Raw genomic sequence first — 21,221 nt, 5'->3', positions numbered from 1 at the left:
GGGGGGGGGCGGGGCGGGGGGGGCGGGGCGGGGGGGGGCCGGCGGCGGGGCGCCGGGGGGGGGGGGCCCCCCCCGCCCCCCGCCCCCCCCCCCCCCCCCCGGCCGGTGTTCTAGCGACTGCTCAGCAGTCGTAGTACATGGCGAACTCGTGCGGGGTCGGGCGCAGACGCACCGGGTCGACCTCGTTGGCGCGCTTCCAGTCGACCCAGGTGGAGATCAGGTCGGGGGTGAAGACGCCGCCGTCGAGCAGGTAGTCGTGGTCGGCCTCCAGCGAGTCGAGCACTGCCGACAGCGAGCCCGGCACCTGCTTGACGTCGCCCCACTCCTCCGGCGGGAGGTCGTAGAGGTCCTTGTCGATCGGCGTCGGCGGCTCGATCTTGCTCTTGATGCCGTCGAGGCCGGCCATCATCATGGCCGAGAAGGCCAGGTAGACGTTGGCCGACGGGTCCGGGACGCGGAACTCGACGCGCTTGGCCTTCGGGTTCGCGCCGGTCACCGGGATGCGGGTGCAGGCGGACCGGTTGCGCTGCGAGTAGACCAGGTTGACCGGCGCCTCGAAGCCCGGCACCAGGCGACGGTACGAGTTGATCGTCGGGTTGGTGAAAGCCAACAGCGACGGCGCGTGGTGCAGCAGACCACCGATGTACCAGCGGGCCATGTCGGACAGGCCGGCGTAGCCGGTCTCGTCGTAGAACAGCGGCTCACCGTTGAGCCAGAGGCTCTGGTGGGTGTGCATGCCGGAACCGTTGTCGCCGAACAGCGGCTTGGGCATGAACGTCGCGGTCTTGCCGTTGGCCCAGGCCTCGTTCTTCACGATGTACTTGAAGAGCTGGAGCTGGTCACCGGCGTGCAGCAGGGTGGAGAACCGGTAGTTGATCTCGGACTGGCCGGCGGTGCCCACCTCGTGGTGCGAGCGCTCCACGTTGAAGCCGGTGTCGACCAGGCGGCGCACGATCGAGTCACGCAGGTCGGCGTAGTGGTCGACCGGCGGGACGGGGAAGTAGCCGCCCTTGTACGCGGTCTTGTAGCCGCGGTTGCCGCCCGGCTCTTCGCGGCCGGTGTTCCAGGCGCCCTCGATCGAGTCGATGTAGTAGAACGACTGGTGCGCCGAGGTCTCGTGGCGGATCGAGTCGAAGATGTAGAACTCCGCCTCGGCCCCGAAGTAGGCGGTGTCGGCGATACCGCTCGCCGCCAGATACGCCTCGGCCTTCTTCGCCACGTTGCGCGGGTCGCGGCTGTAGGCCTCACGGGTGAACGGGTCGTGGATGAAGAAGTTGAGCGCGAGCGTCTTCTGCGCGCGGAACGGATCGATGAACGCGGTGGCGACATCCGGGAGCAGGAGCATGTCCGACTCGTGGATCGCCTGGAAACCGCGGATCGACGAACCGTCGAACGCGAGGCCGTCGGTGAAGAGGTCGTCGTTGACGGACTCGACCGGCAGATTGAAGTGCTGCATCACGCCGGGCAGGTCACAGAAGCGAACGTCGACGAACTTCACGTCCTCGTTCTTGAGGTATCGCAGCAGTTCCTCGGGGTTGGCGAACACACATCCTCCTGGCACGTCCACGGGGTGGCTAGGCTTCTGGCGACGCTAGGGCCGGGGGGTTGCCCGGCCGTGTCTCCGTTGTTTCTGCCGTGTTACGTCCCTCGCGGAGCGTCAGCGACGCCCCGGTCCGCGCCTCCGGCCCGCCAGGAACGCCGTACCGACTGTGCCAGTGTAATGACATCTGATGCCTTTGGCCTGAATCGGCACACAGCGGCGGCGGCACCCGGCAACCTCTCATCCCGGCGCGGATACCCTTGACCGCTGTGACCAATCCGCACCTCCCGGCAGCGCCGGCCACCGACCCCACCTTCGCCGCGCCGAGCCTCGGTCGGCGGTTCGGGGCATTGATCATCGACTGGGTCCTCTGCCTGCTGGTGTCCAACTTCTTCGCCGACCCGGTACGCGACGGCTGGGCCCCGGTGCTGGTGCTCGTCCTGGAGTACGGCATCTTCCTGGGCCTGTTTGCCCAGACCCCGGGCATGTACATCACCAAGATCCGCTGCGTGAACTGGCTCGACGGTGGCCGGATCGGCGTGCTCCGGGGGCTGATCCGTGGCTTGCTGCTGGCCCTCGTCGTCCCCGCACTGATCATGGACGAGCACCGGCGCGGCCTGCACGACCGAGTCGCCGGCTCGGTCATCGTCGACGCCCCCCGCGGCTGAGCCAACCCCTCCGGGACCGCGCGAACCGCAAGATCGCGCTCGATCCAGGATCCAGTGGCATCCGCCGCGAGCGAGGCCCCTAAATCCAGGATCGAGCACGATCATGGCGTGGTGGGGGCGAGGACGATCACGCGTGGCGTGGGCGGAGCACGATCATGGCGTGGCGTGGGCGGAGCACGACCATGGCGTGGTGGGGGCTAGCGCGATCATGGCGAGGTGGGGGCGGGGACGAGGGGTGGCCCGAGGCGGGCGGCGCGTCGGGGGTGGGCACCTGTGGGCGTACGCGTAGAAGGAGCCGGGCCCGCACGGGCCCGGCTCCTTCTACACGTACACCTGAGGGGTCAGCGGCCCCGCGACTGGCGGAAGGCGCCCGGCGGCCGCATGTTCTTCGGGATCGCGCCCTTGGGCATCTGCGGCCGGGCGGTGAGCGCCTTGAGTCGCTTGTCCAGCGAGTTGACGTCCTTGCCGGAGAGGGCGCGGGGCAGGCGCAGCAGCGTCGTCCGCAGCTTGCGGATCGGCAGTTCGCCCTCCTCCTGCCCGATCACGTAGTCGTGCAGGGGAGCGGAGCCGATCACCTTCGACAGCCGCCGCTTCTCCTGGCCGAGCAGGCCGCGCACCCGCTGCGGGTTGCCCTCGGCCAGCAGGATCACGCCCGGGCGACCGATCACCAGGTGGACCATGTCCATCTGGGTGGTCGAGCTGACCGCCGGGGTCACCCGCCAGTCGCCGCGCATGTTCTCCATGATCTGCGCCGCCGCGCCGGGTTGCCCCTCGGCGGCGTTCATCATCGCCTTGTTGGACCGCAGGTTGAGCACGATCAGCACCGCGAGCAGGATGAACAGGATGCCCAGCGGCAGCCAGATCCAGCCCCAGAGGATGACAGCGACAACGGTGAGCGCGAGCGGGAGCAGCACCGCTGCGGCGACCAACGGCGCGAACCACCGGTCCTGCTTGGCGGTGAACTGGAACACCATCCCGATCTGCTTCAGCCGCTGGCCGAACGAGACCTTCTCCTGGGGCTTTGCCATGCCGCAGAGTCTAGTGGTCGCCGCCGGCCCGGTTGATCCGCGTCCGGGTGCCGGGGCAGCTGAGTACCTTACGTCGCCGTACGCGCCCGGAGCGGCCGGGTAAGGAGGCTGTGGGCGGGGAAGATGAGGCGCCATGCCCATGCCCGGGTGGGGCCTTCGCGCGAAGAGTCGTCAGCAGAAGACGACGACGCCACGAAGGAGCCCGACATGTTCGGCAACGACGCAGATTTCCTGCTCACCCTGCACCGCACCCATGCCGCTGAGCTGCGCGCCGACGCGGCCGCGGACCGGCTCGCCCGGTCGCTGTCCCGTCCGGTGAGCCGCGGGTGGTTGGGCCGGCGCAGGCAGGCCGGTCGCACCGGCGACGCCCGCCGGTGACCGCGCCCAGCTCGGCCGCCAGGCCCAGCTCGGCCGCCACGCCGACAGCGCTCGGCGCGGCCGTCACGTCCGCCACACCCGTCGGGCTGGCCGCTCGACCCGATCCGACCCCGCCGCCCGGCCGCCGGCCGATCGGCGGGGTCGGCGGGGTGGGCCGCCATGGCATGCTCGAACACGTGACCGTACGCGCCGCCAGCTCAGTCCTCGTCGGGCGCCACAGCGAGACCGGGGCGCTACGGGGCGCGCTGGGCCGGGCGCGGGCCGGGGAGCCGACCACAGTGCTTGTCGGCGGCGAGGCGGGTGTGGGTAAGACCCGGCTGCTGGAGGAGTTCGCGGGCTGGGCCACCGACGGCGCGGCGCGGGTGCTGGTCGGCCAGTGTCTGGAGCTGGGCGAGGCGGGTCTGCCGTTCGCGCCGTTCGCCGCCGCGTTGCGCACTGTGCTGCGCGCCGACGGCCCTGAGGTCTTCGCCGGCTACGAGGCGGAGTTCGCCCCGCTCCTGCCGGAGCTGGGCCGCGCCTCCGCGGCACTGACCACCCCGCGTGCCGTCCCGCTCAGCGACGCCCCGCGCGGATACCTGTTCGACCTGGTCGCCGAGCTGTTCCAGCGGCTGGCCGACGCCCGCCCACTGGTCCTGATCATCGAGGACCTGCACTGGGCCGACCGCTCCACCCGGGACCTGATCGGCTTCCTCGTCCGGGCGGCGAGGCCGGGCCGGCTGCTGCTGGTCTGCACCTACCGCACCGACGAGTTGCAGCGCGGGCACCCGCTGCGCCCGTTCCTCGCCGAGCTGGATCGGGCCCGCGGTGTGGAGCGGGTCGAGCTGGCCCGCCTGGACCGCGACGGCACCGCCGCGATCCTCACCGACCTGCTCGGCGCCGAGCCGCTCGCCCGCACCGTCGACGATGTCCACGACCGCACCCAGGGCAACCCCTTCTTCATCGAGGAGCTGGCCGTGGCCGGTGACCCGATCGGCTGCGCGGCGCTCCCCGAGACGCTGCGTGACCTGCTGCTGGCCCGGGTGGACCGGCTCCCCGAGCCGGCCCAGCGGGTGTTGCGGATCGCGGCCGCCGGCGGCACCCGTTTCGCCCATGACCTGCTCGCCGAGGTCGCCGGGCTGCCCGAGACCGAGCTGGAGGACGCGTTACGCGCCGCCGTCGCCGCCCAGTTGGTGGTGGCCGACCGGGACGGGGACTACGAGTTCCGACACGCGCTGGTCCGCGAGGCGGTACACGACGAGTTGTTGCCCGGTGAGCACGCCCGGCTGCACGCCCGTTTCGCCGCCGCCATCGAGGCCCAGCCGCATCTGGTAGCCGCCGGCCGGGCCCCGGCCGAGATCGCCCACCACTGGCACGCCGCGCACGACCACCCGCGCGCCCTCGTCGCCGCACGAGCCGCCGCGTGCGCCGCCGCCGAGCGGTACGCGTACGCCGAGCAGCGCCGACTGCTGGAGCGGGCGCTGGAGTTGTGGGAGCTGGTGCCGGACGCCGCCGACCTGCTCGGCATGGACCACCTGGCGTTGCTGGAGCAGACCCTGGACGCCGCGGTGACCGCCGGCGACTTCAGTCGGGCCATCACCCTGACCCGCGCTGGGCTGGCCGAGGTGGACGCCGACGCCGCGCCGTTGCGTGCCGCCCGCCTGCTGGACCAGCGCGGTCGACTGATGGCCCTGCTCGGCAAGAGCGACGGCAGCCCCGAGTTGGATGAGGCGTACCGGCTGGCGGCCGCTGGCCCGCCCGGCGCGGAGCGGGTCCGGTTGCTCGCCGACATCGCCACCCACCTGGTCAAGATCGACCCGCAGAAGGCGGCCCGGGTGGCAGCCGAGGCCGCCGCCGACGCCGAGGCACTCGACGAACAGGTGGCCCTGCTGTCGACGCGGATCGCGTTGCTCTGCCACGGCGAGCGGGACCTGACCGGCGGGCTGGCCGAGCTGGGCCAGGCGGCCGCCGCTGCCCGTGCGGCGGGGGACGCGCCGACGCTGGTGCTCGCCATGGTGTTCGAGTCGGACATGCTCTGCGAGTTGGGCCGCTACGCCGAGTCCGCACAGGCCGCCGAGGCCGGTGTGACCGAGGCGCGACGGGTGGGGATCAGCCGCTCCACCGGGGCGTACCTGCTCTCCAACCGGGCCGAGGCGCTCATCGCGTTGGGTAGGTGGGACGAGGCCGAGGCGGTCTGCGCGGAGGCCGCTCGAATCGACCTGTCCGGTGTCACCGGTCTGCACTGGCTCCAGTTGGGCGCCGGGCTGCGGCTGGCCCGCGCCCATCCGGGCGCCGACGAGTTGGTCGACCGGGCGCTCACCTTCCTCAACCGACCGTACCTGTGGCCGAACCACCGCCTGCCGCTGCACGAGCTGGCGATCGAGGCGGCGCTGGCCGCTGACGACAAGATCGAGGCGGTACGGGCGGCCCGCGTCGCGGTCACCGACGAGAGCCTGTCGCGGCTGCCCAGGGAGGGTTGGCCGGTGCTCAGCGCCGCCGCGCGTACCGCGGCACGGGTGGGCGACAGGGAGTTGGTCGCCGCGGTGGCGGCGCTCGCCACCGACCTGCCCGCGCGGCACCCGGCGGCCCGCGCGCACGCCGCCCAGGTCACCGCGCTGCTCGCGGTCGGCGACCAGGCGCTGCCGGCGTGGCATGCGGCGGTCGACGCGTGGCGAGCCGACGGGCAGCCCTACCCGTTGGGCAGGGCGCTGCTGGCGCTGGCCGAGGCGACCGCCGCAGCCGGGGACCGCGACAAGACGGCGGCGACTATCATCGAGGCCACCGAGATCGGCCGGCGGCTGGGTGCGACCCCGCTGGTCGAGGCAGCCGCCACCCTGGCGCGGCGAGTCGGCCTGCGCTCCGGGGGCGGGGTCGGCGCGGACCTCCTGACCGCCCGGGAGCGGGAGGTGCTGCGCCTGGTCGCCGAGGGGCACAGCAACAGCCGGATCGCCGAGCGGCTGTTCATCTCGCCGAAGACGGCGAGCGTGCACGTCTCCCGGATCATCGCGAAGCTGGGTGTGACCAACCGGGTGGAGGCCGCCGCCCTGGCCCACCGCCTCGGCCTGCTCACCGAGCCCGCCGCGCCGCGCTGAGGCGCGCAGTCGAGGTCAGCGTGGCAGGTAGATGCGCCAGCCCTCGATGGTGACCAGGTCCAGGCTGCCCGGCGTGGCCCGCTGCCGCTCGTCGAGCACCTCCGCCAGGGGTGAGCCGGCCGGCGCGACCCAGGCCGGTGCCGCCGCGTTGTCCACCTCCCGCCGGTACGCGGGGTAGCGGTCGAAACCCTGGCGCAGGGTGTCGTCGACGACAGCGCAGACCACCTGCTCCGCGCTGGCGAAGGTGAGTCGGTTGCAGGTCCAGTAGCCGGCGCGTACGTGTCGTACGCCGAGATGACGCAGGGTGCTCACCAACTCGGTGTGCCGGGCCTCGGCGGCCCGGGTCGCCGGGGCGGTCTGCGCTGCCCGCCGGGTGGCGTGGGCGGCGGTGCCCAGCGTGGCGGCGAGCGACACCACAGCGACCGTTCGGGCCAGCGTCGACCCGACTCCGCGCCGGCCGGTCGGTGCCGGACGCAGCCCGTGCCGGGCCACCGTCCACACCGGCCAGAGCAGCGCCGGCAGGGAGATGAGCAGGCAGGACAGGTAGCGGGAACTCTCCACCGGGGTGAGGCCGGCGGAACTGCTCACCGTGTACGGGCCGAGGGTGGCCACCGCGGCCAGCACGAGCGCCAACCGTGCGGCCGCCGCCACCCGAGGCGACACCGCGTCGGGGCCGACAGCGGCAGAGCCAGCAGGATCGGGGTCGGGGGTGCGTAGCGCCCGCCAGGCGGTGGTGGCGGCGATGACCAGCAGCAGCGGCAGGGCGAGCGACCACCACAGTTGCCAGGTGGCGCACTGGCCGGGAGCGCAGAAGCCCATGCCCAGTCCGGGGCCGAGCACCAGGCCGCCGTGCAGCCGGTCCGGCCAGCCCGCGCTGGCGTCCGCACCGCTGGCCGCGAGCACGGCGCGCAGCGGGTTGCGCCCGGTCGACAGGCTGTGCAGCAGCAGTGGGGCCGCCCCCAGCACGGCCGCCGCCCCGAGCAGCGCCCCGGCGGCACCCCACAGCTCCTGGCGGCAGAACCCGACGAGGATCGCGCCGGTCGCCGCGACGTACGGCAGCACCAGCGGGTCGACCCAGAGCATCAGCCCGGCCAGGAACCCCCATGCGGCCCAGCGCGCCAGCCGCCAGCCGGGTCGCCCGGTGTCTGCCGTCCGCCCGTCGGGTCGCTCAGCGTCGGCCGGTCGCCGCCCCGGGCGACGGGTGGCCAGATCCACTGTGAGCAGGGCCAGCGCCGCCCCGGCCGCGTTCATCTCGGGGTAGCCGCCGCCGGCGATCAGCTGGTTCTTGATGACCCGGTCGGAGCCGAGGGCCAGCAGCGCCACCATCAGCAACCCGAACCACCGGTCCCCGGTCAGCCGCAGCGTCAGCCGCCAGGCCAACAGCAGGAACAGCGCGTACAGGGCCAGCGTGGGCAGCCGCAGCCCGAGCAGCGACGGCCCACCGGCGAGGGCGAACACCGGCGCGGCCAGGTACGCCTCCAGCGTGCCCATGTACTGCTGGCCGTAGAACCAGACCGGAAAACCCTCGCCCCGGGCGATGTGCAGCGCGGCCAGCCCCATGGTGGCCTCGTCGCTGTTCGTCGGCGGCGCGGCGTGCAGCAGGAGCCACAGCCGGTAACCCACCCCGGCCAGCACGGCCAACCCGGTGAGCCAACCGACCAGGCCGGGACGTGCGCCGGGCCGCGGGCGGGGCGAGCCAGCGCCGCGCGGCTGCTCGCGTACCCCGACGGTCATCACAGGATCATGACACCCGGGCGTCGAACGGCCGTGCGGCGCTGCCGACGGAGTCAGCTGGCGGTGGCGACCGAGGCGGCGGCGCGGGCGTCGATGGCCTGCTTGTAGAGCCGGCCGGCCCGGTACGACGAACGCACCAGCGGCCCGCTCATCACCCCGGCGAAGCCGATCTCCTCGGCCTCCTCACGCAGCTCCACGAACTCCTCCGGCTTGACCCAACGGGTCACCGGGTGGTGCCGGGGCGAGGGGCGCAGGTACTGGGTGATGGTGATCAGCTCACAGCCGGCGTCGTGCAGGTCGCGCAGCGCCTGCGAGACCTCGGCCCGCTCCTCGCCCATGCCCAGGATGAGGTTGCTCTTGGTGACCAGGCCGTCGGCGCGGGCCTGCCGGATCACGTCCAGCGAGCGGTCGTAGCGGAACGCCGGCCGGATGCGCTTGAAGATGCGCGGCACAGTCTCGACGTTGTGGGCCAGCACCTCGGGGCGGGAGCCGAAGACCTCGGCCAACTGCTCGGGGACGGCGTTGAAGTCCGGGATCAGCAGCTCGACGCCGCAGCCGGGCTGGAGGGCGTGGATCTGTCGGACGGTCTCGGCGTACAGCCAGGCGCCGCCGTCGGGCAGGTCGTCACGGGCGACACCGGTGATGGTGGCGTAACGCAGGCCCATCGAGACCACCGACTCGGCGACGCGACGCGGCTCGTCGGCGTCGAACTCGGCCGGCTTGCCGGTGTCGATCTGGCAGAAGTCGCAGCGCCGGGTGCACTGGTCACCACCGATGAGGAAGGTGGCTTCCCGGTCTTCCCAACACTCGTAGATGTTGGGGCAGCCGGCCTCCTGGCAGACGGTGTGCAGCCCTTCGCGCGAGACGAGCCCGCGCAGTTGGGTGTACTCCGGGCCCATCTTGGCCTTGACCTTGATCCATGGCGGTTTGCGCTCGATCGGCGTCTCGGCGTTACGCGCCTCGATCCGCAGCAGACGCCGCCCCTCGGGGGCCGCCGTTGCGGTGCGCGCTGCCTGGCCGGTCGTCGGCGCGGAGTGCTCGATCGTCACGAAAATGAGCCTACGCTGGACGGCGGGTGTCTATGTGCGTCAGGCGACCGGCGTCACGCCCCGAACGTTGTGACGCCGGACACCGGCCGGTCGGAAAAGGGCGTCACAGATCGGGGAATCGGGTGCTACGGTCGCCGGCAACAGCGACGACGGAGCCGAGTAGCCCTCGACCCGCCAGTGCAGAGAGCCGCCGGTGCTGAGAGGCGGTCTGGCGCCGGGGCGCGAAGACCCTCCCGAGCTGCGGGAAGAACGGCCGCGGGCTCCCCGCGCCCAGTAGAGCCCGCCCGGCTGGCCCCGGTCATCAGGCGACGAACGAGGCCCCCGCTTAGGCGGGGGCGAAGGTGTGGTGGCACCGCGAGGTTCCCGCTCGCCCACACCTCCCTGGGGCTGATGCGACGCTTTCGCCACCCCAGGGCGGCGACGGCGTGGCGATCGACCGAGGAGCAGCCCGCCATGCAACGAACCCTGTCCCAGCAACTGCCCGCCAGGATCGGCACGACAGTGCGGATCGCCGGCTGGGTGCACCGCCGCCGACTGCTCAAGTCGGTTGCCTTCCTGATCGTGCGCGACGCCACCGGCCTGGCCCAGGTGGTCGTCACCGACCCGGCCGTCCGCGCCGAGCTGGAGAAACTCACCGAGGAGACGGTCGTCGAGGTCACCGCGACGGCCACCGCGAACGGCACCGCGCCCGCCGGGGTCGAGCTGACCGACCCGACGGTACGTCTCCTCGGGCCGCCCGCCGCACCGCCACCGTTCGACCTGTACCGGCCGGCGCTCACCGCGAGCCTGCCCACCCAGTTGGACAACGCGCCCACAGCGCTGCGGCACCCCACCCGGTCGGCAGCGCTGCGGATCTCGGCGGCAGCGGTGTCCGGGTTCCGGGCCGCACTCGACGCCCAGGACTTCGTGGAGGTCCACACGCCGAAGGTGGTCAGCTCCAGCACCGAGAGCGGGGCGAACGTGTTCGCGCTGGACTGGTTCGGCCGGCCCGCGTACCTGGCCCAGTCGCCGCAGTTCTACAAGCAGCTGATGGTCGGCGTCTTCGAACGCGTCTACGAGGTGGGGCCGGTGTTCCGGGCCGAACCGCACGACACCGTCCGGCACCTCGCGCAGTACACGTCACTCGACGCGGAGTTGGGCTTCGTCGCCGACCACCGGGACGTGATGCGGGTGCTGCGCGACACCCTCGACGGGATGCTGGGCGCGGTGGGCGAGCGGGCCGGTGGCGCGCTGGCCGCGCTCGGCGTCACGCCGCCGCAGGTGCCCACGGAGATCCCGGCGGTGCACTTCACCGAGGCGCTGGCGATCGCCGGCGCGCCCGCCGACGAACCGGACCTGGCGCCCGCCCACGAACGGGCGTTGGGCGAGTGGGCCCGCCGCGAACACCTGTCGGACTTCCTCTTCGTCACCGGCTACCCGATGGCGAAGCGGCCCTTCTACACCCACCCGGACCCGGCGCGGCCCGCGTACTCCAACGGGTTTGACCTGCTCTTTCGCGGTCTGGAGCTGGTCACCGGCGGGCAGCGGCTGCACCGGCACGCCGACTACCTGGCGGCGTTGGCGGCCCGGGGCGAGCCGGTCGAGCCGTACGCCGGCTACCTGGACGCGTTCCGGCACGGCATGCCACCGCACGGCGGTTTCGCCATCGGCCTGGAACGGTTCGTGGCCCGGCTGGTCGGCGCGGCCAACATCAGGGAGGTCACCGCGTTCCCGCGGGACCTGCACCGCCTGACTCCGTAGCACTGTGCCCTGCCGGCCCACTCGTTCGCGTGGAGCGGGCCGGCAGGGGCTCAGGCGGGACCGAGCAGGTCCCAGAGGTTGCCGGCGACGTCCCGGAAGACGGCGACCTGGCCATACGGTTCGGTGCGGGGCGGCTTGACGAACTCGACGTTCATCTCGGCCATCCGGCGGTAGGTGACGTCGAAGTCGTCGACCTGGAGGAAGAACCCGACGCGGCCGTGGGTCTGGTCGCCCACCGCGGCCTGCTGCCGCTCGCCGTCGGCGCGGGCCAGCAGCAGCCCGGTGCCGCCGCCCGGCGGGCGGACCACCACCCAGCGTTTCGGCCGCCCGTCGTTGGTCAGCGACGGGGTGTCCTCGGCCAGCTCGAAGCCGAGGACGTCGGTGAAGAAGGCAATGGCCGGGTCGTACTCGGTGACGACGACGGTGACGAGATCGATCTGCACCCGACCGAGGGTAGGCGACCTTCGGTCACCCGGCGCGCGGCCGGGTGTCAGACAGTGACGAGGGTGGACAGCCGGCGCTCGACCACCGGCAGCACGTCGGCCACGGTGACCGGGCGGCCCAGCTCGGCGGTGAGCGAGGTGACGCCCGCGTCCCGGATGCCGCACGGCACGATCCGGTCGAAGTACGTCAGGTCGCAGTCACAGTTGATCGAGAAGCCGTGCAGGGTGACGCCCCGGGCCACCCGGATGCCGATGGCGGCGACCTTGCGGGCCGGCCCCCTGTCGTCCTCGGGAACCCACACCCCGCTGCGTCCCTCGACCCGGCCGGCGGTCAGCCCGAACTCGGCGCACACGTCGATGAGCAGCTCCTCGGTCCGGCGGACGTAGGCGACCACGTCCACCGGGTCGGGCAGGCGCAGGATCGGGTAGCCGACGAGCTGCCCCGGCCCGTGCCAGGTGATCTTGCCGCCGCGGTCCACGTCGACGACCGGAGTGCCGTCCATCGGTCGGTCCCACGGTTCGGTGCGCTTGCCCGCGGTGTAGACGCTCGGGTGCTCCAACAGCAGCACTGTGTCGCCGCGCTCGCCAGCCACCACCGACTCGTGCAGGCGTCGCTGCTCGTCCCAGGCGGCCTGGTAGTCGAGTAGGCCGGCACGGACGGCCGTGAGGCCGGGGGTCGTCGTCGTCACGGCCCCAGCCTAATCCTGTTGGAGGCGATCTTCGCTGGTGAGCCGCCTCACGAGGACGTCGTCGTGCCGCTCGGCGGCACCGCTCGGCGGCTCGTGTCACTCCGGAGCAGGGACCGTCGCAGCGCGGTGGCGGCGGGTGCGGCGAACGATGAGAGCGATCGCGAGCAGCGTCGGCACGCCCAGCGTCAGGTAGACCCACAGCGGGGCGGCGAACGGTGACGGCCGGGGCTCCGGCCCACCGAACGCGGCCCGGGTCAGCAGGTCGGCCGGCACCATCAGGTCGGTCGACCCGACCGGCGTGGTCACCAGCACCTCGCGACCGCCGTCGGGCGACAGCGCGGCGAGGAGGGCTTGCCGGTCCGTGTCCTGCTCCGTATCGCTGACATACCGCAGGATCGGGTCGTCCGCGCGCCAGCCGATGATCCCGCTGGCCGAAGTGCCGGCCGGCAGGGCCTGGCCGACCGCCTGACCGGTGGCCGTGTCCAGGAACTCGATTCGCCAGGTGCGCGCCGCCGCCTGCTCGGCCGTGCACCTGGGCCCGGCGCAGCCGTCGAAGGCGAGCAGCGCGAGCCGCCGGCCGTCGGGGTGCCAGGCGGCGGGGCCGGCCAGTGTCCGCCGGTCGCCCAGGTCGACCTGCCAGCGAGGACCGCCGCCGGCCGGGTCGACGACCACCAGTCGTTGGCGCTCGGCGAGCTGGGCAGGCACGTCCGGCGGGCCGGTGACCGCCACCAGGTCGCCACCGGGTGACCAGGCCGCCTGGTTGTGGGCGGCGAAGGTGCCGGCCGCGACGACCTGTTCGGTGCCCTGGTACGGGTCGACGACGAGCAGGTCGTCGGGCTTCTCCGGGTCGTTCAGCTGCTGGTTGTCCGGCCCGTAGCTGATCACCGAATCGTCGTTGCTGCGGGTGCCGAGCACGCGCCGCCCATCCGGCGACCAGGCGAAAGGGTGCAGCCCGGGTTTCAGTGTGCGGTGCTGCCGGCCGGTGGTGAGGTCCAGCAGCTCGCCGGACTGCGGCCGCAGGTAGTGCCGCCCGTCGGGGGAGAGCAGCCCGTGCCCCTCGGCGATGCCGATCGGGATGAGCCGGTAGGCGCCGTCCCGGGCGACCAGCACCCCTGTCGACTCGAAGTAGCGGGTGCGGTCGGTGAAGAACACCAACGCGGCCGGACCGGCGGGTCGTTGCCCCACGGTGGCCTGCCACAGCCACGGATCGCGCACCCGGCTCGGCACCACCCCGACCGTGCTGTCGGTGACGGTGCTCCCGCCGGCCGTGCTGTCGGCGACAGTGCTGTTCGCGGCGCCGGCTGCTGGCGCGCCGAGCGCGACGCTGTTCGCGGCTGGCGCGCTGAGCGCGACGAGCCCCAGCGCGAGCCCGACCACGGCGGCACGCCGCAATCGCCCACCGGTCAATCTCATCGGCCCATTAGACGCGACGGCGGCCGGTCGTGATGCCCCGGCCGGCCGCGTCGCGGTCTACCGATCGGCGGGCGGGATGCGCCACAGCCAGACGTCGTCGACCCGTTGCGGCTCGCCGAACAGGGCGGTGCCGGTACGCAGCAGCGCCTCCTCGTCAACCTCGAACTTCGCGCCGTGCACCTGGTCGGCGAGCACCACCGTCTCGATGCGCCAGTGCCGCAGATCCGACTGGACCTCCCGGATCGTGCCGTCGGTGACGATGGGCACCAGGCCCGTACGACCGGCCTGGTCCATCAGGGCGCTCAGGGTGCGCGGAACCGGACCGATCCGGCCCCGGCCGTCCGGCCCGCCGGGGCCGAGGAAGAAGCCGCCCGGGATGGCGAACTCGCCCTGCCGGTGCGACAACGCGTACGCCTGCCAGCGCTGGCCGTCCGGGTAGATGTCCACTGTCAGCGGCACCGGGGTCAGCACCCCGTCGGGTGAGACGTAGTCCCGCCACGTGCCGGAGGTGATGAAGCGCGGGATCGGCTCCCGCTCGTCGGTCAGCAGCGGGGTGGGCAGCAGCGGCACCAGGGCCACCGCGAAACCCAGCAGCCAGGCCAGTTCCGTGGAGCGGTGCCGGGGTGGTGCGGCGCGCAACTGGTCGACCGTGTACGCCAGCAGCAGCCCGATCACCGGCGCGACCACCAGCGCCAGCCGGGCGGGCAGCGCGGCGTTCACCACAGGCAGTTGGCCGAGCAGGTCGAACGGCATGGGGAGGTCGGTGCGTCGCCCGTCGACCTTGGCGATCGGGCCGAAAGAGAGCACCGAGAAGATCAGCGCGACGGCGCCCAGCGCCCAGAGGGTGGCCCGGCGGTGCGGGTCGGCCCGCCGCCAGAGCACGACGAAACAGACCACGCTGAGCACCAGCAGCGGGATGCCGAAGAACGAGTTCTCCTCGGTCGGGTTCGGTGCCAGCGAGGTGCCCAGCCCCGCCTCACCGGCCAGCGAGCGGCGCGGGAAGGCGGCGAACGCCGCGATGTCCTCGGAGTGGATCACCGGGTCGAAGCCGGTGCCGTGGAACCGTTGCGGCCCGGCGAAGTGCAACCACAAGGGGTACGACAGCAGCACACCGGCGACCACGGCGGTCACCCCGAGCCCGCGCAGGAAATTGGGCAGCGCGACGCGGGCCTCGGCCCGGTTGGCCGGGTGCAGCGCCCAGATGGCGACGAACAACCCCAGCGCCAGCGCGGCGAAGAAGAGCCCTTCGGCGGCGATCGAGAAGGCCACCGCTACCAGCACGCCGAGGATCACCCCGTCCCGCAGCCAGTGCCCGGCGCGGCGCAGCGCGAACAGCCGCCAGATCAGCAGCGGCACCAGCCAACCGGCGGTCCAGTTCAGGTGCGCGTTGGCGTGCGACACCATGCCGGGGGAGTAGGCGATGAACAGCGCGCCGACCCCGGCGGCCAGCCGGCTGCGGACCAGGTGCCGGGAGAGCAGCCAGTACCAGACCAGGGCTGTGGCGAGCAGGTTCAGGGTGAGGATCACCAGGAACGTCGCCGGTGGCCCGATCAGGTACGTGAGTGGGGCGAAGACCACCGCGTACACGGTGATCGTCGTGTTGACCGCGAGGTTCACACCGTCCGGGACGTTGATCAGGTAGGTGAAGAGCGGGTTCTCCCAGTGGGTGACCGCGTGCCCGCCGAAGGCCAGCAACCATTCGAACAACGCCTGGTCGCTGGAGTTGACGGTGATGGTGCGGACGTTCGGGTCCCGCCACAGCCCACTGGTCACCCAGACGGCGAGCGCGAGCGCCACCAGCACGACGATCAGGTCGGCCCGGCGGTCCCGGACGGTGTGCGGCGGTGGCACGGGTGCGGGCCCGGTGGCCAGCGACGGGGAGGACGGCACGCAGCGGACGTTACCAACCGGACCTGGACGGGCCGGTCAGACCTGCAAGGACGGGACCGTTGGGGACGGATTCGGTCCGCCACGTCGACTGTCTGACGTACACAGCGTCCGTCGTGAATGTGTGAGTGTGCCCCATGTCATAGCGGCGACACATCGTCGTAACGTCTCGGCAACTCGACCGTGACCCAGTTCACAGTCCGCCCCTTCAGGAGGCCGCCGTGCGCCGCTCCTCGTCCACCCTCACCCGGCTGCTCGGTGCGGTCGCCGGGCTCGCCCTCGCCGTCGCGGGCGCGGTCGCCGTCGCGGCACCAGCCCAGGCCGCCACCCTCACCCAGGTCACCGGGTTCGGCTCCAACCCCGGCAACCTCGCCATGTACGCCTACCGGCCGGACGGCCTGCCGGCCAACTCCCCGGCCGTCGTCCTGCTGCACGGGTGTACGCAGAACGCCTCCGGCTACTTCGCCAACTCCGGCTGGCAGAAGTACGCCGACCAGTGGAAGTTCGCCCTGATCGTCGCCCAGCAGCCCAGCGGCAACAACGCCAACTCCTGCTTCAACTTCTTCGAGGCGGGGGACACCGCCCGAGGTCAGGGTGAGGCATTGTCGATCAAGCAGATGGTCGACCACGCCAAGGCGAACTTCGGGGTGAACGGCTCCCGGGTCTACGTCAGCGGGCTCTCCGCGGGCGGGGCGATGAGCGCTGTCATGCTGGCCACCTACCCGGACGTCTTCGCCGCCGGATCGATCATCGCGGGGATTCCGTACCGCTGCGCCACCAGCATGGTCAACGCGTTCAGCTGCATGAACCCGGGTGCCGACAAGACCCCCGCGGCCTGGGGCGACCTGGTGCGGGGCGCGTACTCCGGCTACACCGGCCCGCGCCCCCGAGTGGCCATCTGGCACGGCACCTCGGACACCACTGTCGCCCCGCTCAACGGCACCGAGTCCCGCGACCAGTGGACCAACGTGCGAGGCGTGTCGCAGACCCCGACCAGCACCTCGTCGCTGCCCGGCAACACCAGCCTGGAGGTGTACGGCAACGACGACGTTCGCCTTTACCGGATCTCCGGGATGGGCCACGGCACCCCGGTCGACCCGGGCTCGGCGGCCGAGCAGTGCGGCACCGCTGGCGCGTACTTCCTGGACACCATCTGCTCGACGTACCGTGACGCGCTCTTCTTCGGTCTGAACGGCGGCGGGACCAACCCGACCCCGACCCCGACGGCCACCCCCACGCCGACCCCGACGGCCACCCCGACCCCGACGGCCACCCCGACCACGCCGCCGACCTGCGTGACGGCCAGCAACTACGCGCACGTGGCAGCGGGTCGGGCGTACCAGTCCGGCGGCTACGCCTACGCCAACGGCTCCAACCAGCGCATGGGTCTCTACAACACCTTCTACACCAGCGCCCTCAAGCAAACCGCCCCCAATTACTGGGTGATCGGCTGCTGAACCCCCCACCCACCCGCCTGTCCCTGTTGATCAAGAGGTTTGCGTCAGATTCCGGCTCCCGGATGACGCAAACCTCTTGATCAACAGCGATGGGGGGCGGGGGCTCAGGTTAGGCGGGCCAGGACCGGCGCGAGCGGATCCAGCGCGTCGCTGCGGACCACGAACCGGGTCACCCCCCAGCGCCGTTCGTGCTCGGCGACCGCCGTGATGATCTCGCCCACCGTGCCGATCAGCACGAACGGGGTGGCCAGCAGCTCGGCGGCGGTCATGCCGTTGCGCCGGGCCTGTTCCACGGCGGCAGCCTCGGCGTCGTCGGTGACCACCACCGTCTGCACCAGCGACTCCAGCGCCGGCGGGTCGGTCCGGCCGGCGGCGCCGGCGGCAACGCAGGCCAACTGCGCCTCGATCTGGTCGGCCCGCCAGCGCGCCTCATGCTGGTGGCCGTCGGCGAGGGTACGTCCGAACCCGGTCAGCCCGACCACGTCGGCGTGCGCGCCGGCCCAGCGCAACAGCGTCGAGTTCGCCGTACCCATCGTCAGCGGGATCCGGTCCTGCACCGGCCGGGGTTCGCGCAGCACCGCCTCGCGCATCGTCAGCTCGGCCGAGTCGACGGTGACCGAGGCGCCGTCGAGCAGGGCACGGACCGCCTCGGCGACGGCCACGCAACGGCGGACCCGACCGGCCACATCGGGGCGTTCCCGGCCCACAGCGCGCCACTCCGCCGGGGTGTGACCGGCGCCGACACCGAGCCGGGCCCGTCCACGGGAGATCAGATCGAGGGTGGCCACGTCGGCCGCGAGCAGCATCGGTTCCCGTACGCCGAGGTTCGACACGTACGAGCCGAGCCCGATCGTCGAGGTGACCGGGGCGGCGGCGGCCAACGCCACGAACGGTGACGTCACGTCGCCGGGGTGGTCCGCGGCGAGCAGAGCGTCGAAGCCGGCGGTCTCGGCCCGACGGGCCAGCTCGGCCCAGCTCGCCGCGTCGGTCGGGGTGGCCTGGAGGGAGAAGGTCGCCATTGGTCCAGCATCGGCCCACGCCGGCCCACCGACGACCCGCTGGCAGCCGATTCTGCCGAGGGCCGAACCACCGGGTCAGGGAGTCAGGGCTGCGTGGAGGGCTTCGGGGAGGGTGGGGTGCTGGTAGGGGTAGGCGGCCCTGGTGAGGACTCCGGGGAGGACTCTGGTGCTGGTGAGGGCCTCGTGGGAGAAGCCGCCGAGGACCACCTTGAGCGCCAACGCGGGGATCGGGATGATCGCCGGGCGGTGCAGTTGCCGGGCCAACTCGCGGGTGAACTCGGCGTTGGTGACCGGGTTCGGTCCCACCACGTTCACCGGTCCGGCGATGTCGTCACGGTCGAGCAGGAAGCGGGTCGCGTCCAGCCAGTCGGCCATCGAGATCCACGGCAGCCACTGTCGGCCACTGCCCAGCCGGCCGGCGATGCCCAGCTTGAACGGCAGCAGTTGCGGCTTGAGCAACCCGCCCTCGCTGTGCAGCGGCAGACCGGTACGCAGCCGGACCACGCGTACCCCGGCGTCCTCGGCCGGCCGGGTCGCGGCCTCCCACACCCGGCAGACGTCGGCCAGGAAGCCCTCGCCGGCCGGTGCGTCCTCCTCGACCGCCCGGTCGCCGGTGTTGCCGTACCAGCCGACGGCCGATGAGTTGAGCAGCACGCCGGGTCGGTCGGCGGCGGGGAGCCCGGCGATGGTGGTCGCCAGCGTGGTGGTGGTGTCCACCCGGCTGGTGCGGATCAACCGCCGGTAGTCGTCGTTCCAGCGCTTGTCGCCGACGCCCGCGCCGGCCAGGTTGACCACTGCGTCGGCCTCGGCGGCCACGGCCGGGTCGAGCTGCCCGGCGGCCGGGTCCCACCGCCGCTCCTTCGAGTCGCGCGGCGACCGACGGACCAACCGGGTGACCTCGTGCCCGTCGCGGACGAGCAGGTCGGCCAGTCGGGTGCCAAGGAAACCGGAAGCGCCGGCCAGAAGGATCCGCATACCCCCATCTTCGTCCAGAACGCCGCCGACGGACGCACCCCCTCGCCGATCTTGCACTTTCTGTCGCCGTTACACCCCGACACATCCGTTTCGTCGGGACAGCAACTGCAAGATCGGCGAGGGGGGAGGGGGTTAGGGGGTGCGCAGGTCGGCGAGCAGTCGCTCCACCTCGGCGTAGGAGTCGGCACTCAACGGGCCCTGCTCCAGGGTGGCCAGGTTCTCGTCGGCCTGGGCCACGGTGCGCAGACCCGGGATCGGCACGGTACGGGGGCTACGCGCCAGCAGCCAGCCGAGCGCGCCCTGCGCGAGGGTGCGCCCGTCGGCGGTGAGCGCCGCGCGGACCTGGTCGACCCGGGCCGCCCAGCGTGGCGTCGGCCGGCCGTCGGTGAACCATTCCAGCCACTCCGGTGCGCGCCCGCGCACATCATCCGTCCCGACCGCCCGGGTCGACCCGGTGAGCAGCCCCATCGCCAGCGGCCCACGGTTGAGGCTGGCCAGGTCGTGTTTGTCGCAGACCGCCAGCACCGCCGCGTTGTCGCGCAACACCGACTCGTCGTGCTGGACAGCGGCGCAGTGCGGGCCGGCAGCCGCGAACGCCTCCGCCGAGGCCGCGTCGTCGGTGCTCCAGCCGTACGCCCGGATCTTGCCCTGGTCGACCAGGGCCTCCATGGTGTCGACAAGATCGAGCGCGGCGGGCACCGGCAGTGCGTTGATGTGCAGTTGGTAGAGGTCGACGTGGTCGGTGCCGAGCCGGCGGAGCGAGTCTTCCAGGCTGCGCACCGCGAAGGCCGGGCTGGCGTCCGTGCCGAGCGCCCGCCGGGTGCCCTCCTCGCTGACGTTGCCGAACTTGGTGGCGATCACCACGCTGTCCCGCCGCCCGGCCAGTGCTTGACCGAGGATCCGCTCGCTGTGCCCGGCGCCGTAGTTGCTGGCGGTGTCGAACAGGGTCACCCCGAGGTCGAGCGCCCGGTGGATGGTGCGGATCGACTCGTCGTCGTCCACCTCGCCCCAGCCGAACGGCTGCCCGTCGTCACCCCAGAGCGGGCCGCCGATGGCCCAGCACCCCATTCCGATCGCGCTCACCGTGATGCCGCTGCGTCCCAGCGTCCGTGTCGTCGTCATGGTCAGCAGCCTCCAACCTGGAGCGCGCTCCAGGTCAAGCACTACCATCTCGCGACATGAGCGGTTACGCCCCCTCGGAGGCCGCCCGCCGCAGCGGCTTCAGCCTGGACACTCTGCGGTACTACGAGAAGATCGGCCTGCTCGCTGACGTTGAGCGCACGTCGGGCGGGCAGCGGGTCTTCACCGACGACGACCTCGGCTGGCTGGTGCTGTTCCGCTGCCTGCGCGACACCGGGATGCCGATCGCGCAGATGCGCCGCTACGCGCAACTGGCCCGCGACGGTGAGCACACCACAGACGAGCGGCACGAGCTGCTGTGCCACCACGCGGCGCGGGTCGAGGAGCAGATGCGCCTGCTCCAGCGCCAGTACGACCACCTCCGGGAGAAGATCAGCTTCTACGAGCGGCCATCCGGCACCGCAGCGGGGTCGGAGGCCGGCTAGCGGGAACCGGGCGCGCTCAGACCGAGCAGGTCCTCTGTCGTTCCGGTTCGACCGGTGAGCGCGTTCAGGGCGGTGACCAGACGCTTCTCCTCGTAGCGGAAGTGCGACTCCAGCAGGGCGGCCAGCCCGCCCAACTCGGCGCGCACCTGGGCGACCGGCACCGCCGCGTCGCCGCCCAGCAGTGCCTCGACCCGTTCCAGGATCCCCGCCACCACCTCGTGATCGGTGATCAGGTTGTCGATGACCGGCCGCAGCTCGGGGGCCTCCTCGGCCAGCAACCGGAACGCGCCCGCGTCCTCACCGCTGTGGTGTCGGCCGAGCGCGGCGCAGAAGGTCAGGCAGTGCGCCCGCAGGTCCCGGGACGGGGCGTCGAGGCTTGCCTGCAGTCGGGCCAGTTCCGCACTGAGCCAGAGGTGGATCTCGATCATCTGATTGCCGACGGCGGCGAGCCGGCCGGCCGGTGAACCTGTTGGGTGCACGTTTCGTCCCATGCTGTCCCCGCGCCTCCATGCCCACGGCGGCCTTCGGGCCGGGTGCACTGCGACGCTGCGACGAAGTCTAGGGCCAG

18 protein-coding genes are annotated in these 21,221 nt (G+C 72.4%); 6 read left to right on the top strand and 12 right to left on the bottom strand.

What is annotated here, in order from left to right:
- Window positions 1-121: 121 nt before the first annotated feature.
- A complete protein-coding gene (glnA, locus tag AB0B98_RS14780; protein ID WP_112671701.1) occupies window positions 122-1,546 on the bottom strand; it encodes a type I glutamate--ammonia ligase in 1,425 nt (474 codons plus the stop codon).
- Window positions 1,547-1,809: 263 nt separating this feature from the next.
- Here glnA and AB0B98_RS14775 point away from each other — a divergent pair, with 263 nt between their 5' ends.
- Window positions 1,810-2,208 carry an RDD family protein gene (locus tag AB0B98_RS14775; protein ID WP_357289810.1) on the top strand — a complete coding sequence of 133 codons (399 nt, stop codon included), beginning with the start codon at window positions 1,810-1,812 and terminating at the stop codon, window positions 2,206-2,208.
- A gap of 341 nt (window positions 2,209-2,549) precedes the next feature.
- Here the strand turns inward: AB0B98_RS14775 and AB0B98_RS14770 are convergent, their stop codons facing one another.
- Window positions 2,550-3,236 carry a DUF4191 domain-containing protein gene (locus AB0B98_RS14770; protein WP_145779624.1) on the bottom strand — a complete coding sequence of 229 codons (687 nt, stop codon included), beginning with the start codon at window positions 3,234-3,236 and terminating at the stop codon, window positions 2,550-2,552.
- A gap of 207 nt (window positions 3,237-3,443) precedes the next feature.
- On the opposite strand from AB0B98_RS14770, the gene AB0B98_RS14765 reads away from it, so the two are divergent.
- Together AB0B98_RS14765 and AB0B98_RS14760 are read left to right on the top strand one after the other, a co-directional pair.
- A complete protein-coding gene (locus AB0B98_RS14765) occupies window positions 3,444-3,614 on the top strand; it encodes a hypothetical protein (RefSeq protein ID WP_167362519.1) in 171 nt (56 codons plus the stop codon).
- Entirely contained in the window at window positions 3,611-6,682 is a 3,072-nt protein-coding gene (locus AB0B98_RS14760) for an AAA family ATPase (protein ID WP_357363016.1), read from the top strand. Before AB0B98_RS14765 ends, AB0B98_RS14760 begins: the two co-directional genes overlap by 4 nt.
- 15 nt (window positions 6,683-6,697) lie before the next feature.
- On the opposite strand, the gene AB0B98_RS14755 is transcribed toward AB0B98_RS14760, so the two are convergent.
- Window positions 6,698-8,416: a hypothetical protein gene (locus tag AB0B98_RS14755; protein ID WP_357363014.1), complete on the bottom strand. Its 1,719-nt coding sequence runs from the start codon at window positions 8,414-8,416 to the stop codon at window positions 6,698-6,700.
- A gap of 53 nt (window positions 8,417-8,469) precedes the next feature.
- Window positions 8,470-9,465, bottom strand: a complete 996-nt coding sequence (lipA, locus tag AB0B98_RS14750) for a lipoyl synthase (protein ID WP_238667478.1) — start codon at window positions 9,463-9,465, stop codon at window positions 8,470-8,472.
- A gap of 453 nt (window positions 9,466-9,918) precedes the next feature.
- On the opposite strand from lipA, the gene aspS reads away from it, so the two are divergent.
- Window positions 9,919-11,205 (top strand): aspartate--tRNA(Asn) ligase, encoded by a 1,287-nt coding sequence (gene aspS / locus AB0B98_RS14745; protein WP_357363011.1) that lies wholly within the window; start codon window positions 9,919-9,921, stop codon window positions 11,203-11,205.
- Between the two features lie 50 nt (window positions 11,206-11,255).
- Here the strand turns inward: aspS and AB0B98_RS14740 are convergent, their stop codons facing one another.
- The 4 genes from AB0B98_RS14740 to AB0B98_RS14725 form a co-directional block, all read right to left on the bottom strand.
- Window positions 11,256-11,648 carry a VOC family protein gene (locus tag AB0B98_RS14740; RefSeq protein WP_238667476.1) on the bottom strand — a complete coding sequence of 131 codons (393 nt, stop codon included), beginning with the start codon at window positions 11,646-11,648 and terminating at the stop codon, window positions 11,256-11,258.
- Between the two features lie 47 nt (window positions 11,649-11,695).
- Window positions 11,696-12,337, bottom strand: coding sequence for a lipoyl(octanoyl) transferase LipB (lipB, locus tag AB0B98_RS14735; RefSeq protein WP_238667475.1), 642 nt, complete (start codon window positions 12,335-12,337; stop codon window positions 11,696-11,698).
- A gap of 96 nt (window positions 12,338-12,433) precedes the next feature.
- A complete protein-coding gene (locus AB0B98_RS14730) occupies window positions 12,434-13,750 on the bottom strand; it encodes a hypothetical protein (RefSeq protein ID WP_357363009.1) in 1,317 nt (438 codons plus the stop codon).
- A 57-nt stretch (window positions 13,751-13,807) separates the two neighbouring features.
- On the bottom strand, window positions 13,808-15,640 hold the full coding sequence (locus AB0B98_RS14725) for a DUF2079 domain-containing protein (protein ID WP_357363007.1): 1,833 nt from the start codon (window positions 15,638-15,640) through the stop codon (window positions 13,808-13,810).
- Window positions 15,641-15,858: 218 nt separating this feature from the next.
- Between AB0B98_RS14725 and AB0B98_RS14720 the strand changes: the two genes are divergently transcribed.
- Window positions 15,859-17,094, top strand: coding sequence for a PHB depolymerase family esterase (locus AB0B98_RS14720; protein WP_357363005.1), 1,236 nt, complete (start codon window positions 15,859-15,861; stop codon window positions 17,092-17,094).
- A 104-nt stretch (window positions 17,095-17,198) separates the two neighbouring features.
- Here the strand turns inward: AB0B98_RS14720 and AB0B98_RS14715 are convergent, their stop codons facing one another.
- From AB0B98_RS14715 to AB0B98_RS14705, 3 genes are all read right to left on the bottom strand, one after another.
- Entirely contained in the window at window positions 17,199-18,113 is a 915-nt protein-coding gene (locus AB0B98_RS14715) for an LLM class flavin-dependent oxidoreductase (RefSeq protein WP_357363003.1), read from the bottom strand.
- 75 nt (window positions 18,114-18,188) lie between these two features.
- Complete coding sequence (locus tag AB0B98_RS14710; protein ID WP_357363001.1) at window positions 18,189-19,088, bottom strand: TIGR01777 family oxidoreductase; 900 nt, start codon at window positions 19,086-19,088, stop codon at window positions 18,189-18,191.
- 132 nt (window positions 19,089-19,220) lie between these two features.
- A complete protein-coding gene (locus AB0B98_RS14705; RefSeq protein ID WP_357362999.1) occupies window positions 19,221-20,210 on the bottom strand; it encodes an aldo/keto reductase in 990 nt (329 codons plus the stop codon).
- A 56-nt stretch (window positions 20,211-20,266) separates the two neighbouring features.
- Between AB0B98_RS14705 and AB0B98_RS14700 the strand changes: the two genes are divergently transcribed.
- Window positions 20,267-20,653, top strand: coding sequence for a MerR family transcriptional regulator (locus AB0B98_RS14700; RefSeq protein WP_238667468.1), 387 nt, complete (start codon window positions 20,267-20,269; stop codon window positions 20,651-20,653).
- On the opposite strand, the gene AB0B98_RS14695 is transcribed toward AB0B98_RS14700, so the two are convergent.
- Window positions 20,650-21,144: a hemerythrin domain-containing protein gene (locus tag AB0B98_RS14695; protein ID WP_357362997.1), complete on the bottom strand. Its 495-nt coding sequence runs from the start codon at window positions 21,142-21,144 to the stop codon at window positions 20,650-20,652. The genes AB0B98_RS14700 and AB0B98_RS14695 overlap by 4 nt on opposite strands.
- Between the last annotated feature and the right edge of the window lie 77 nt (window positions 21,145-21,221).

The organism is Micromonospora sp. NPDC048947 (assembly GCF_040649495.1).
Classification (GTDB): domain Bacteria; phylum Actinomycetota; class Actinomycetes; order Mycobacteriales; family Micromonosporaceae; genus Micromonospora; species Micromonospora alfalfae.
This window is presented reverse-complemented; position numbering and strand designations above follow the sequence as displayed.

Excerpts from the sequence above, each read along its gene's own strand:
- aspS (WP_357363011.1), top strand. The coding sequence starts at position 9,919 with ATGCAACGAACCCTGTCCCAGCAACTGCCCGCCAGGATCGGCACGACA.
- AB0B98_RS14730 (WP_357363009.1), bottom strand. The coding sequence starts at position 13,750 with ATGAGATTGACCGGTGGGCGATTGCGGCGTGCCGCCGTGGTCGGGCTC.
- AB0B98_RS14700 (WP_238667468.1), top strand. The coding sequence starts at position 20,267 with ATGAGCGGTTACGCCCCCTCGGAGGCCGCCCGCCGCAGCGGCTTCAGC.
- AB0B98_RS14755 (WP_357363014.1), bottom strand. The coding sequence starts at position 8,416 with ATGACCGTCGGGGTACGCGAGCAGCCGCGCGGCGCTGGCTCGCCCCGC.
- AB0B98_RS14765 (WP_167362519.1), top strand. The coding sequence starts at position 3,444 with ATGTTCGGCAACGACGCAGATTTCCTGCTCACCCTGCACCGCACCCAT.
- AB0B98_RS14710 (WP_357363001.1), bottom strand. The coding sequence starts at position 19,088 with ATGCGGATCCTTCTGGCCGGCGCTTCCGGTTTCCTTGGCACCCGACTG.
- AB0B98_RS14695 (WP_357362997.1), bottom strand. The coding sequence starts at position 21,144 with ATGGGACGAAACGTGCACCCAACAGGTTCACCGGCCGGCCGGCTCGCC.
- AB0B98_RS14705 (WP_357362999.1), bottom strand. The coding sequence starts at position 20,210 with ATGACGACGACACGGACGCTGGGACGCAGCGGCATCACGGTGAGCGCG.
- AB0B98_RS14770 (WP_145779624.1), bottom strand. The coding sequence starts at position 3,236 with ATGGCAAAGCCCCAGGAGAAGGTCTCGTTCGGCCAGCGGCTGAAGCAG.
- AB0B98_RS14715 (WP_357363003.1), bottom strand. The coding sequence starts at position 18,113 with ATGGCGACCTTCTCCCTCCAGGCCACCCCGACCGACGCGGCGAGCTGG.